Source organism: Enterobacter sp. Bisph1 (genome assembly GCF_000814905.1).
Lineage (GTDB): Bacteria > Pseudomonadota > Gammaproteobacteria > Enterobacterales > Enterobacteriaceae > Kosakonia.
Genome location: NZ_JXAG01000046.1, coordinates 58720 through 71816, shown reverse-complemented (window position 1 = coordinate 71816; position 13097 = coordinate 58720). Strand labels below are relative to the sequence as shown.

15 protein-coding genes and 2 pseudogenes are annotated in these 13097 nt (G+C 45.8%); 12 read left to right on the top strand and 5 right to left on the bottom strand.

Going from position 1 to position 13097, the window contains the following annotated elements; genetic code table 11:
* The 10 genes and pseudogenes from RW65_RS23070 to RW65_RS22105 form a co-directional block, all read left to right on the top strand.
* Window positions 1–135: pseudogene (locus RW65_RS23070) on the top strand (transcriptional regulator); the annotation flags it as partial.
* A 25-nt stretch (window positions 136–160) separates the two neighbouring features.
* A complete protein-coding gene (locus tag RW65_RS15410; RefSeq protein ID WP_039055627.1) occupies window positions 161–697 on the top strand; it encodes a DUF4339 domain-containing protein in 537 nt (178 codons plus the stop codon).
* Window positions 698–738: 41 nt separating this feature from the next.
* A complete protein-coding gene (locus tag RW65_RS15405) occupies window positions 739–1176 on the top strand; it encodes a hypothetical protein (RefSeq protein WP_039055628.1) in 438 nt (145 codons plus the stop codon).
* A gap of 66 nt (window positions 1177–1242) precedes the next feature.
* Window positions 1243–1653, top strand: a complete 411-nt coding sequence (locus tag RW65_RS15400) for a hypothetical protein (RefSeq protein ID WP_039055629.1) — start codon at window positions 1243–1245, stop codon at window positions 1651–1653.
* A gap of 77 nt (window positions 1654–1730) precedes the next feature.
* Window positions 1731–1967: a DUF905 domain-containing protein gene (locus RW65_RS15395; RefSeq protein ID WP_039055630.1), complete on the top strand. Its 237-nt coding sequence runs from the start codon at window positions 1731–1733 to the stop codon at window positions 1965–1967.
* 85 nt (window positions 1968–2052) lie between these two features.
* Complete coding sequence (locus RW65_RS15390; protein ID WP_039057659.1) at window positions 2053–2511, top strand: antirestriction protein; 459 nt, start codon at window positions 2053–2055, stop codon at window positions 2509–2511.
* Between the two features lie 15 nt (window positions 2512–2526).
* Window positions 2527–3003: a JAB domain-containing protein gene (locus RW65_RS15385; RefSeq protein ID WP_039057658.1), complete on the top strand. Its 477-nt coding sequence runs from the start codon at window positions 2527–2529 to the stop codon at window positions 3001–3003.
* A gap of 8 nt (window positions 3004–3011) precedes the next feature.
* Window positions 3012–3233 carry a DUF987 domain-containing protein gene (locus tag RW65_RS22110; protein ID WP_072037772.1) on the top strand — a complete coding sequence of 74 codons (222 nt, stop codon included), beginning with the start codon at window positions 3012–3014 and terminating at the stop codon, window positions 3231–3233.
* A gap of 18 nt (window positions 3234–3251) precedes the next feature.
* A complete protein-coding gene (locus RW65_RS15380) occupies window positions 3252–3569 on the top strand; it encodes a type IV toxin-antitoxin system YeeU family antitoxin (RefSeq protein ID WP_039057657.1) in 318 nt (105 codons plus the stop codon).
* 20 nt (window positions 3570–3589) lie between these two features.
* Complete coding sequence (locus RW65_RS22105; RefSeq protein ID WP_072037770.1) at window positions 3590–3931, top strand: TA system toxin CbtA family protein; 342 nt, start codon at window positions 3590–3592, stop codon at window positions 3929–3931.
* A 108-nt stretch (window positions 3932–4039) separates the two neighbouring features.
* On the opposite strand, the gene RW65_RS15370 is transcribed toward RW65_RS22105, so the two are convergent.
* Window positions 4040–4684 carry a hypothetical protein gene (locus RW65_RS15370; RefSeq protein ID WP_231564396.1) on the bottom strand — a complete coding sequence of 215 codons (645 nt, stop codon included), beginning with the start codon at window positions 4682–4684 and terminating at the stop codon, window positions 4040–4042.
* Between the two features lie 532 nt (window positions 4685–5216).
* Here RW65_RS15370 and RW65_RS22720 point away from each other — a divergent pair.
* Window positions 5217–5373 (top strand): annotated as a pseudogene (locus RW65_RS22720) (Arm DNA-binding domain-containing protein); the annotation flags it as partial.
* Between the two features lie 253 nt (window positions 5374–5626).
* Window positions 5627–6559, top strand: a complete 933-nt coding sequence (locus RW65_RS15365; protein WP_039057654.1) for a COG2958 family protein — start codon at window positions 5627–5629, stop codon at window positions 6557–6559.
* Between the two features lie 323 nt (window positions 6560–6882).
* On the opposite strand, the gene RW65_RS15360 is transcribed toward RW65_RS15365, so the two are convergent.
* The 4 genes from RW65_RS15360 to RW65_RS23375 form a co-directional block, all read right to left on the bottom strand.
* Window positions 6883–7827 (bottom strand): GIY-YIG nuclease family protein, encoded by a 945-nt coding sequence (locus RW65_RS15360; protein WP_039057668.1) that lies wholly within the window; start codon window positions 7825–7827, stop codon window positions 6883–6885.
* A gap of 422 nt (window positions 7828–8249) precedes the next feature.
* The gene (locus tag RW65_RS15355) at window positions 8250–11369 is read right to left on the bottom strand and encodes an HsdR family type I site-specific deoxyribonuclease (protein WP_039057653.1); all 3120 of its coding nucleotides are present in this window, start codon (window positions 11367–11369) and stop codon (window positions 8250–8252) included.
* Window positions 11362–12552, bottom strand: coding sequence for an AAA ATPase-like domain-containing protein (locus RW65_RS15350; protein ID WP_039057652.1), 1191 nt, complete (start codon window positions 12550–12552; stop codon window positions 11362–11364). Before RW65_RS15350 ends, RW65_RS15355 begins: the two co-directional genes overlap by 8 nt.
* Before the next feature lies 1 nt (window position 12553).
* On the bottom strand, window positions 12554–13093 hold the full coding sequence (locus RW65_RS23375) for a restriction endonuclease subunit S (RefSeq protein WP_502685559.1): 540 nt from the start codon (window positions 13091–13093) through the stop codon (window positions 12554–12556).
* Window positions 13094–13097: the final 4 nt, after the last annotated feature.

Genomic DNA, 13097 nt, shown 5'->3' with positions numbered 1-13097 from the left:
TTCACCCCGCTAAAACGTCTCAGCCAGTTAACCACACAGGCGGGCTTTATCCGGGCCCTTCCGCACTTCAGCTGTATCCGCGAAGTCCTGTCTCCTGGGCTCTCTGAGGAGGAGCCGGGCAACACACTGATTTAATTATCTCTGTTAAGAAGGAAAAACAATGACCTGGCATTACGAGAAAAATGGCATACGTCACGACAATGTGACTGAAGACGACATCACTGGCCTGATTGCGCGCGGTGAACTCACCGCTGCCACGCTGGTGTGGCGACAGGGTATGCCGGACTGGCAACCGGTCTCCGCCACCCCGCTGGCTTCGGCGCTGCTCCACAGCACCACACCACCAGCGCTGCCGGGGAACCGCATTCCGGGTGGAGTGGTATGGACGCTGGCATTTGCTCCCTTCATTGGCTACGCGCTGGAGTTGTGGACTGCAGGGCTGAACGGGATGTCATTTGACGAGGCATATGATGCCGTCTCGGGTGGGCAGTACTGGTTTATCACGCTGCTGCTCAATATTGCTCTGGGGTATCTCGATGAACGACGCCTGCGTAAGGCCGGAGTGGACACCACCACGTTCGGCAAACTGGCCTGGCTGGTGCCGTTCTATCTGTGGCGGCGGGCGAAAACTCTCGGTCAGAAACCAGCTTACCTCTGGGTATGGCTTTTGATGCTGGGCCTGACCGTCTGGGCCTGAATCACCGCTACCTGATTCTTTCTCTGTTAAGGACCAACGTAATGAAAACACTGATTAAAATACTGGGCATTACCGGCAGCCTTCTGCTCTGTGCGGGCGCTCAGGCTCAGCCTTATAACCGGACCCTACCTGCGGTAGTTAATGACAACAACGGGAACATTTTCTGGTGTGATGCGCATCGTCAGGTCACGGGGAAGTGTGAGGCCATGTTCGTTGACCGTAAGGGCGGTATGGTCACGGTGCGTTCCGCACCCTTTAAAGACTGCGAAGGCGGCCTGTGGGGCTGGATAACCATCATGCACAACGATGTGTCGAAGGGATTCACCATTACTCCGGACAAGAAATTCGGTCTCACCGCAAAAGACCTGTGTCGTCCGGGCACGGTAGTGACCTTTAAGCCCAACCAGAAGAAGCCGGAGTATGACGACCTGGTGGCGTTGTACCAGGGCAAAGAGCTGTTTCGCTACCGGCGCTTCTGATAACACCCGATACCTACCTCCCTCATTTTGCCCGACAGCGGGCTGGATTAATTCAGGAAGAAAACCATGCTGAAAATAATGACCTCTGCTGTACCCGCCCTCATTCTGTCACTTGCCGCCTTCAGTGCCGGTGCCGCTCAACTTCCGGCAAGCCTGATGGATAAAGACAATCCCGGCCAGGAGTACTGGTGCCAGGGAAACGACATCAACACCTCCATGTGCTCACTGACCGGTGTCAGCGACGACCATAAATTTGCCCTGATTCAGGACCTGCCGGGCCCGGCCTGTGAGGACCTTAGCTTCGGGATTATCGACCTGGTGCGCCAGACCGGTGCCAACATTCCTTACGATGGTGGTGACTGTAAGGGCGATGTACAGGCCGGGTTTGTGCGCGGCACAAAAGATAATGCCTTGTATGTGAAAATTGTCCGGGGCAGTAAAACCCTGCAGCTGTATAAGGTACAAACCGGTTACTGATAATCATCCCACACCTGCATACACCCACAGCCCCTGACGCTTCTGCGTCAGGGGCTTTTGCTTTTAAGGTACACCCAATGTCTGAATCTCATATGTTGCCATCAGGACAGTTCACCCGACAGCAGGCCGAAGCGGTTACCCGCAGGTATCGCAACATCAGCATTGAAGACGACCAGGGCACACACTTCCGCCTGGTGGTTCGTGACTCTGAAGGTCGAATGATCTGGCGGGCGTGGTGCTTTGAACCGGATGCCGGTGAAGGGCTTAACCGTTATATCCGCAACTCAGGCATGCTCAGAGCATCCTCCTCCTGACCACACCCATTCATCATCCCTGTCTGTCCTTTATTTCCCATACGCCAGCCATCGTCGCTGGCGTTTTTATTGACGGAGAAAATCCATGACGACACAAACTCAATGCGAATTGGTACCCGCTAATGAACCTCAATTTGCCCTTACAGCAACACCAGTACCTGACGAACAGCGTCTCGATTTCTGGCCGCTGTACTTTGGCACTATCCCGCAGTGGATAACGCTGGAACCGCGTATTTTCGCCTGGATGGAGCGCTTTTGTGATGAGTACAGCGGTGGTATCTGGTCCTTTTACACGCTCAGTAATGGCGGCGCGTTTATGGCCCCTGATGCTGACGGTGGTGATAAATGGCATCTGTTCAACAGCATGAACGGTAATGATGCGGAAATGAGCGTGGTAGCCGCAGGTATCGCGGTCTGCCTGATTGAATACAGCCATCACGCCTGTCGTACAGAATGTGACGCAATGACCGCACACTATTATCGCCTGCGGGACTATGCCCTGCTGCATCCCGAAGCTCACGCCATTCTGCGTATCATCGACTGAAAAGAGGAACAACGGATGAAACAGCTTTCCTTTTTACCCGGCGAAATGACGTCACAGGACCGGCGTCTCATTCAGAGGGCACTTAGGGCTCTGGAGCAGCACCTGCTTGAGCCTGGGGTAGCCTTCACCTCCACTCATGCCGTCCGGGATTGGTTGCGACTGCATATGGCCGCGCTTGAGCGGGAAGAGTTTCGGGTGCTGTATCTGGACAACCAGAATCAGCTTATTGCCCATGAGACGCTCTTTAGCGGCACGATTAACCGCACCGAGGTCTATCCCCGGGAAGTGGTCAAACGTGCACTGCACTTCAATGCGGCGGCGGTGATACTGGCGCATAACCATCCTTCCGGCGAGACGACGCCCAGCCAGGCTGACAAAGCCCTCACGCAGCGACTAGTTCAGGTACTTCAACTGGTGGATATCCGTATCCCTGACCATCTGATTGTTGGTGGCAGGCAAATCTATTCGTTCGCAGAACACGGTCTGCTTTGAAGTATTACATGAAAATTATCAGTAAACGCAGGGCAATGACGATATACCGTCAGCATCCTGAGTCCAGAATCTTTCGTTACTGCACCGGAAAATATCAGTGGCACGGTAGCGTTTGTCATTACACCGGCAGAGACGTTCCGGATATCACAGGAGTCCTGGCTGTGTACGCCGAACGCCGCCAGGATCGCAACGGGCCTTATGCCTGCCTGATGAGTATTACCCTGAGCTGACAATAAAGTAGGTTATAAATGAGCAACATTACATGGGGCCTGCAGCGGGATATCACGCCGCGCTTGGGAGCACGTCTGGTGCAGGAGGGGAACCGGCTGCATTATTTAGCTGACCGGGCCAGCATCACCGGTAAATTCAGTGACGCCGAATGCCGGAAGCTGGATGAAACTTTCCCGCATTTTATCAGCCGGATGGAATCCATGCTGACCACGGGTGAAATGAATCCTCGCCATGCCCACTGCGTCACCCTTTACCACAACGGTTTTACCTGCGAAGCCGACACTCTTGGCAGTTGCGGCTACGTATACATCGCTGTTTATCCCACTCACCGCTAACTAATTTCACGAGAGCAAATATGAAAACTCTACCTGCAACAACTCCGCAGGCGGCGAAGCTATGTCTGTCGCCAGTGGCTGTCTGGCAAATGTTACTGACACGCCTGCTGGAGCAGCATTATGGCCTGACACTGAACGATACGCCATTTAGTGATGAAACTGTGATTCAGGAACACATTGATGCCGGTATCACGCTGGCTGATGCCGTTAACTTTCTGGTGGATAAGTACGAGCTGGTTCGTATCGATCGCAGAGGGTTTAGTTGGCAAGAACAATCACCTTATCTTCGGGCCGTTGATATTCTTCGATCACGACAGGCAACTGGCTTATTACGACGAAGTCTTAATGATGCTGTATTGTGAGAGTTCCGAGCAGTCTTCCTGACTTAAATCACCAGTCTTCACCAAGTTTATATAACATACATCACACCTGCCACTATTGGCAGGTGTGATTGTATTTACAAAGTATATTTAAGGATATTTATTATTAATGATTGAGCTGAAATCCTCTTTATCGGTTTCAGCATCAATGACTGGTGGGATGTATGTGTTCAGTTTTTTACTGATGCCGAATATCTTGAGAGTACAGGATAACATCCAGAACCATGGAATAAGAGTAGCTAAGGTGACAGTTAGAAAGAAAATAAACTGACTGACATCTTCATGTGAATAGCTTTTAATTACCTCTGAACCCATAATGGTCAGTATAAAAATAAGCATGAGTGGTAGAGACCACTTCAAATGACTATGGGGGTATATCTTGCCATCGTTGATATCATATAATCCCGGCCAACGTAATACCGCTTTGAGTGATTGAATATAGGTTTGAGAGTGGCTGGAATGAAAAGCCACAAGCCTGTAGGATAAATCTCTGTCCCTATGTAAACCTAAAGATAGAAGGCGGAATTGTTGTTCAGCTACATCTAGTGGGTCTGAAGATGGTGGTTTTGATTGCCTTAACCATTTAACAGCTTCGATCTGCTCTAAAGGAGAACGAGAAAAGAAATCCCGTCGGCTGAAGTGGACATATTTTTTTGCAATTGCGGCGAGAATGGCAAGGGTGACGCTTGTGATAACTGGAATATTGAGCAAATCTTTTACCATTGTGAGCATCATCTTTCCCTTCTTAATCTTAAATGAAATGAAGATAACAGATTGATTTGTTTACAGGAGATTTTTTTCCAAAGTGAGACAAGAAGCATTAGTATTGCTATGTAAGTGTTAGTTGTTGGATCTGTCTAGGAAAGAGAAATATTCCAAACTGAAATTATTCAGGATGGTATGATTACTGAGTCATCGTTTAGATGATTCAGGCGTTATGTTACTACGCTGATTTTCGAAGGGAAGCAGTTGAGTATACATGTAAGTATATAATATCAATTATCCATATTTTAATCACTTAAAATTCAGTTGATTAATGTTGAAGTTCGAGTCCGGCCTTCGCACCAAAAGATGCAAGAGAAAGTCGCTTAAGGGCGGCTTTTTTTGTGTCTGGAATCTACTTCACATAAGGCTTCCCGTGGTTTTCATTTCAACAGAATTCATTTTGAGTCACTCCATATAAAACCGTTTATGAGTACTGAACCAGTTTATTTGCTGGTTTGATAATGGTTGTTGGCTCTCAGCGGAACAAGGAAGGAGAACTTTTATGGCTCTGACAGGTATCAACGCGCGTTCTGCAAAACCGCAGGAAAAGGAGTTTCCCCTTGTCGATGGGATGGCATGTTTTTGCTCATTCGCCCTAACGGTTCAACAACTGGCAGTTCCGCTTTCGCTTTGGCGGTAAGCAGGGCCTGATAGTATTTGATTTTACTTAATTCAATGCAGGCTGATTAGAAACATACGAGGTAAGTTTTGAGATGCGTTATTTTTCCTCAAATATAGCTTCTAATAGGCGGTTCACTTTGCTAATAAAATCTGTTATTCAGTGCCAAAGACTCACATTGTAAGCTTGGTTCAAGCGATAGCTAGTTTTACACTGTGCCATCAGAAAAGTAGCATCCAAGATTTAGTCTTTTGGATAGAAGCGTTCTTATTGTAACAGCATAGGCAGGAGCCATGACTAGCCGTCCACAGATGATTATCAATGTTCTTCAGGCTAATCCTGAGGAACAATTTACAGCCCGTCAGCTTGCCCAAAAAATCATAGATCACTATGGCGCAGAGCTTGCTGTAAAGCGTCAAAACCCTAGATTCGCCAGCGATGAAGATTTCTTAAGTCAAATAGCTGCTGAAGTCGGTGGGAGCAGAACCGTTCAGGCAAAAGCGATGTGTCCTCAGGTTATGACGCGCGACAAACCTCGGCCCAGACTTTATTACTGGAGTAAGGAACTCGACAATCATGTACAACAAGAGACGGCTTATGATATAGCTCCGACGCCGTCAGCTGAGACAGTAGGTTTTTCTGAGCATGCTCTTTATCCGCTTTTAATTGAGTACCTTTCTGAAGAAGAGGAATTGCTTTGTCGGCGTATCGACGAAAAGCGTTCGAGCAACAACAAAGGTCTTGGGGCAAACCATTGGCTTTATCCTGATATTGTTGCATTGCAGCCTCTCGATAAAGGCTGGGATAGCGTCGTGCAAAACTGCGTACGATATAGCGAAGGGCGTTTAACCCGTCTGTGGTCCTTTGAGGTAAAACGCCAGCTTAACCGTAGTAATGTTCGAGAATGTTTCTTCCAGGCTGTGAGCAATTCGAGCTGGGCCCATTTTGGTTATCTCGTCGCGACCGAAATAAATGAAGATAAGCAGCGTGGCGTTGAAAGAGAGCTGCAGATGTTATGTGCATTGCATGGTATTGGTGTGATCCTCCTGAATCCGCAGGATCCTGGTAATAGCCAAACGCTGATTCCTGCGCGGGAGCGAACCAGCATTGACTGGCAATCCGTCAACCGCCTGGTGGTAGAGAACAAGGATTTTAAAGAGTTTATCGATCTGGTTTCGGATTATCACCAGACAGGAAAAATACACAAAGCGCTCTGGAATAGATAACCCGCTCTAATGTTTATTAATAAGATATTATAGTGGATTAAAATCAATATAGATTAATTAACAGCGAGCTATTTAGAGTTAGTGATATTTAAAAACTCTGTCTGCGAATTGATAGAATAGTAAATATAATAAAGGTGGGCGAGTAGTTGCTCACCAAATATTATAATAAATAAATCTATGCAGGTAGGTTAACTTATCTAAATTGTATTAGCTCAGATTTTACCTGACACAGCTATGGCACAGATCTAAACCTAATCTGGCAGGCAGCTCTGTGCCATGAGCGGACCATTGCAAAATGGGGTTATCACAATCAAAACGTAACGTCACAACCAACCGACGCTCTCTCGCCATTTATAATTAGTAACTTTATCATTTTCGTTTATTTTTTTAGAGATAGAGCGAGGCTCTCTTCCTAGATACTCAGATATTTCTGTCGGGGACAAATCAAAATCGACAAGCATGACTCTAAGTTTTTCCATTTCTTTTAAAGTCCAGGGCTTGCCATAATTTTCATAAAGAGAAACCTTATGCTCCCTAATAGTTCTCTTTCTCTGAGTTTCACTTTCCCTCTGAAAAATCTCGCGTTTAAATTGTGAACGGAACTCTGTATAGAAATTGTCATCAGTTTTTTTGTTATACAGATTGCTAAAAATAAGTTGGGATGCCGGGTCTAAATCAGGCTCGTCAATAATAAAAAACTTGACCTTTTCCATATGGGGATATTCAATTTTACCCAATATGCTTAGTTGTTTTATATTAAAAAAACCTCTCAAATCAAAAGCTTTAATGAGCTTTGATTGGATTACACTTTCAATCCTGCTTGCATTTGAGTAACAGTAACTTGCCATTGGAAGGACCCATACTACCAGTTGAGGAATATATTTTTCCACTGCAATGCTCTGCCAGTCAGTATCAAAGGTTTGGCTTTTTGCTAGCATGTTTTTCGGCAAATCAGAATACAATGTTGTAGATGCCCATATCTTATAATCCTTCGCCAAGGCTTGATAGTATTTTGTGTGGTTATGAATTTTATAAGCTGACATGAAGCGATACACGTCGTCATCGTGACCCGCGTCATAAATTGTTCGGTTTCCTCTTAGGTAACCGTCGTAATGTTCGTTTATCCTTCTACCTACATTACAACTTACCCCAACGTAAACCACACGATTGAAAAGTCCTTTATGTACAATAAGATAAACTCCGCTACAGCCAGATTTCCTGGCCTCTGATAGAGAACCTAAAAATCTCCATTCCATAATTAAATCCATAATTGTTGTTACTTTTTGGTTTATCATTATTTTCGTGAAACTTCAACACATTAATCCTAAAGCTAAGGGCAAAGACTTATATAATTATACTTATCATCGTTAGCGATTATATAGTGTAGGGGCGCAATGTATTTGAACGTGCATTGATCTGCTCCCCGTTGGTTAATACACCTGTGATGAAGTAATACCTTCATTAATAGTGAGAACAATTGCTAACTTCCACTCCTCACTCATAGGGGATAACATACTCAAATCTCTAACATTGAAGGAGATTTGAGTATGAAGACGTCACCATGTAACAAAGACCGTATAATCGGCCAAAAAAGACCACTTCAGTCAACAATTAGGTATTTCCCACTGACAGTTTTATCGAACACTGACATAGGTCAGGGGAACCACTTTGTCCCCCTGTGCGCGCACGACTAAATTTGTCCACCTACCCCTTTAAACTTTTCAATAAACTCACCAATTTTCTGAAAAACGGTTTGTTTTTTCGTTTTGTACTGAGGGTTTAACGGACTAATTTTTGGTAAAGTCTCGTTTAACTCAGTACCATTCTCGGTGGCATATTCGCGTTTTAACGATGTACGGATATAGCGCTTCGCTGCCTCTTCATTGAGGTTCTCTTCTTTTATCAACGCTTCAGCTTCACGCAGCTGCTCACGCTGAGCAAAAATGAAGAATGCATCAATGATGCTGGCTTTGTCCGGCATGTCATCAAGATTAGTCTGCTGAATAAAGTCAACAATCAGACCTTCTTTGGCCCTGTTACCCAGACTTGAGCGGATTAACCGTCTAACCTCTTCAGTCAGTGCCTCTTTACCTTTCTTCTGCCTATTATGTTCAAAAATCAGACCAAGAATATAGTCCAGGTTAATTTCCTGAGATTTCAACAAGTCGATTTCAAACACGATATCATCCCAGTCAGTGGTTGACTTATCCTTGTCATTAGCCACTTTCTCGCGACGTTGCCAGTCACGGATATCATTGTAGGCTGAACGATAGTCCTGAATCTTACGTTCTGTGGGGAGACGGATTGTCTGTAGTTCGGCAAACTTTTCATCGTCAAGATAATGCGCTGTCTTAAATATTTCGACGGCATCGGGATCGCTGATATCGACTTTTTGCAGATCTTTCAGCATGGCAAATTCGTCGTAGTTTTGCAGGATATTTTCAGCCCGCAGGTATTCGCCAAACAATTTAACGAAGGCTTTTTTCCCTTTCTCGCTATCAATGCTAGCCGGATCAGGGAACTGATGTTCCAATGTCGTAACAATATCCATAAAGCCGCGCTTGGCCTCACCTGTTACGATATCGGTAAAGCCCTCCATGTACTCTTTGTAACTTTTCTCAAGCACCACGTTTTTGGTATTTTTATCCCCAAACAGCGTGATGGCATCAATGGTTGCGCGTTCCAGATCTCTGAACGTCACAATATTGCCGAAGGTCTTTGTAGCATCAAAGATACGGTTAGTGCGGGAGAATGCCTGCATCAAACCGTGATAACGCAAGTTTTTATCGACGAACAAAGTGTTCAGCGTTGGCGCATCAAAACCGGTTAAAAACATTCCCACCACAATGAGCAGGTCGATATCCTGATTTTTAACTCGCAGGGCTAAATCACGGTAATAGTTTTGAAAGCCGTTGCTGTCAGTGCTGAAATTCGTTTTAAAGTAAGCGTTATAGTCATCAATAGCTGCATCCAGAAACTCTTTGGCGCTGCTATTCATTGCACTGGTATCAAAACTTTCATCAATAATGTCACCGACAGCACTTTGTTCTTCATTAGCCGCAAAAGAGAAGATAGTTGCCACCCGCAACGGTTTATAGATGGCTGATTTATTAGCCGCCTCTTTCTGTAGCTCTTTAAACGTCGCGTAATACGCTCTTGCCGCATCCACGCTACTGACTGCCAACATGGCATTAAAACCTCTGGCTCCAGGGTAAGTGCGATGTGTTTTCTGGCGGAAGTTATTCAGGATGTACTGTGTGATTTCCTGGATGCGCAGTGGGTGAAGAAAAGCCTGTTGGTTTTCCGCGGCGCTGAGTTTTTTCTCGTCGGTTTCGGTTTCCAGCGCCTTAAACTGCGGGCGGACATCGTTATAATCCACCTTAAATTTCAGTACCTTTTCATCACGAATGGCATCGGTAATCACGTAAGAATGCAGTTCGCGGCCAAACACACTGGCTGTGGTTTCTGCGCCCAATGCATTTTGCGGGAAAATGGGCGTGCCGGTGAAACCAAACTGATAAAAGCGTTTGAATTTCTTCTTCAGATTCTTCTGAGCCTCACCGAACTGGCTGCGGTGGCACTCATCGAAAATGAAGACGACCTGTTGCTGGTAGACCGGTAAGTCGGCTTCCGCTTTCATCAAGTTATTCAGCTTCTGGATTGTGGTGACAATAATTTTGTTATCGTCTTTATCCAGATTCCTTTTCAAACCTGCAGTATTGTCAGAACCATTGACACTGTCCGGCGAGAAGCGCTGATACTCCTTCATAGTCTGGTAATCCAGGTCTTTCCTGTCGACCACAAAGAAAACTTTATCAATAAAGCCCAGTTCGGTTGCCAGTCGTGCGGCCTTAAAACTGGTCAGGGTTTTGCCCGATCCGGTGGTGTGCCAGATAAACCCCCCGCTTTCTGGCTTTGACCAGTTCTTCGCGGTAAAGGAACTGTTAATTTTCCATAGGATTCGCTCGGTGGCAGCAATCTGATAGGGGCGCATTATTAGCAGCGTCTGGCTACTGTCAAACACGCTGTAGTTAAACAGCACATTGAGCAAGGTATGTCTCTGGAAAAACGTGGCGGTGAAGTCCTTCAGGTCTTTAATCAACGTGTTATCGGACTTCGCCCAGTTCATGGAGAAATCAAAACTGTTTTTATTCCGTTTGGTGGTGTTAGCAAAGTAACGGGTATCAGTACCGTTGGAAATGATAAACAGTTGCAGATATTTAAACAGGGAGTTGTCGCTGTTAAAGCTCTCTTTACTGTAGCGGTGTATCTGGTTAAAGGCTTCACGAATTGCCACTCCGCGCTTTTTCAGTTCGATTTGAACCAGCGGCAAACCATTGACCAGGATAGTGACATCGTAGCGATTGGCGTGCGTGCCGGTTTGCTCAAATTGCTTGATCACCTGCACTTTATTGCGAAGGATGTTTTTTCTATCCAGCAGGTAGATATTCTGAATACGGCCATCGTCGAAGACGAAATCATGAACATAATCATCATGAATCTTGCGGGCCTTTTCGACAACGCCATCGCTAGGCTTGTCCATCCAGGTTTCCACAAAGCGACGCCATTCAGCCTCGAGGAACTCTACATTGTTAAGGGTTTGCAACTGTTCCCTGACATTGGCGAGCATAGCCTTAGCATTGTTCAAGGCTGGCAGGAATTCATAGCCCTGGTTAACCAAATCTTGAATCAGCTCACGCTCCAGATCGCCTTCGCTCTGGTAGCTCTCGGTAATATTCCAGTCCGGGTTGTATTTGTCCAAAATGATAAAATTATTGGACTCAGCAATTGGCTTGGTGCAATCAACCATTTTTTTGTTCCTGCTGCCAGAAGCCACAGTTGTTCTTCAAGTGATCGAGCAACAGTTTGACAGTCGCTTTTTCCGCGGGCGTTGGCTGTGCAACGGCTTCATTCGATAGCGTGCTGTGGCTTGTGAAGTTGATGATTCTGCTCAGATAAAGCTGCTTGTCGTCAGGCAAGAGTTCAGACCATTTAGGGTAGCCCAGAAAGCTGGCCGTTTTCTCATAAAGATTGCGCAGTAACGTGAAGTGATATCTTTCAACGTTGTTGTCAGCAATTGCCTGTTCGATGGTTTGCTTTAGGTGGAGATGGTAGGAAAAACTCTTGTTAGAGTCGCCATATTTTTCTGTGAGGGCATATGTACCATCCTCAAAACTCTCCAACATGTAACAAGCTTTCCCGTTCAACTCATTGAAAAGCACATTATAAAATATTGGACTATGCGTCGTGATAATGAACTTCAGATCGGATTCGCTCGATTTGATCAGCCCCGCAAGATTAACTGCCAGTTCAATCAGATGGTTATCATCAAGAGAGCTGACGGGATCATCAATGAATACATATTCCAGTTGATCAAATGCGCGGGTCTCGCGCGTGTCCGGGTCGGCGACATTAAGAATTGTTACCACTTGATCCAGTAGGGTGTAAAACACACTCCAGATGAAGTTGCTTTCTTCACCTTTGGATAACTTGATGTGGGCGGAACGCTCATCGTTACCGCGCTCGATGGAAAAAGTGATTTCGGTAAAATCTGGATTGAGGTGTGGCGTTAGCTTATCGTTCGCATAGCGCTGGAAATAACGGATGATATTGCCATCCTGCCCCAAATCTTTTAGTAATGTCAGCAACCAGTTTGTATAGGAGTTAGGCTGCACCTTCAGCTTTGGTTCTGCGTCTTCTTGCAGATCGTTATCCCAATAGAACAAGTCCTCGGTGAAAGCATTGTAATAGAGGATTTTTTTGTGCGACAACTCGGGCTGTTCAGTTTCGTCTTCACCTTCTCCGTCAATGACTTTGGGAGCAATCAATTGCTTGAAATCCCGGGAAAGACGCGTTTTCCCCGTGCCATTGAAAGCATAGATTAACTGCACCTTTGGCACGACCCTGGTCGCTTCAACTTCTTTATGGACAGTCTTCTTGACTTTCTGAGGCGTGCTCAGCTGTTGGGCTATTTCCAGGAGTGTCTTGCTCATATCACGCCTCTGCTACATCCGGCCTCGGGAAGCTAAATAACATGTCCCGATAATATTCGTACTGCTTCTGGCGCAGCTCAATTTCGCGGGGAAGGCCTTCAATGATGGAGTTTGTTAATTTATCAAATTTGTCAAGGATAGATACGATACGCGCCTGCTCTTGTATTGAAGGCACGGGAATTAAAATCTTAGCAAGATTGTCTGCATTAACCCGCCTAACTTTTGCACCAGTGATGTACTGTCTTTTTTGACTCTGAAATTGCTCGGTTTGGAAAAAATAAGACACATATTTGGGGTTCAAATTATGCTTATAGATACAAGCATCACTGCTAACGGCAATATCACTTTTTCCTAACCAAGCAACAGCCTTACAGACATCCTCATCATTTTCACTTGTTGTTGCTATAATCAGATTTCCAGGCTGGGCCTTTCGACATTTTTTAGCGAGCGCCTCTGAAATGTGTGTTTTTGTCTGATCAGTATATGGCCCATAGTGGGTATAGATTTGTCCATAGTGAACACATCCAACACCTGTTTCCATAAAG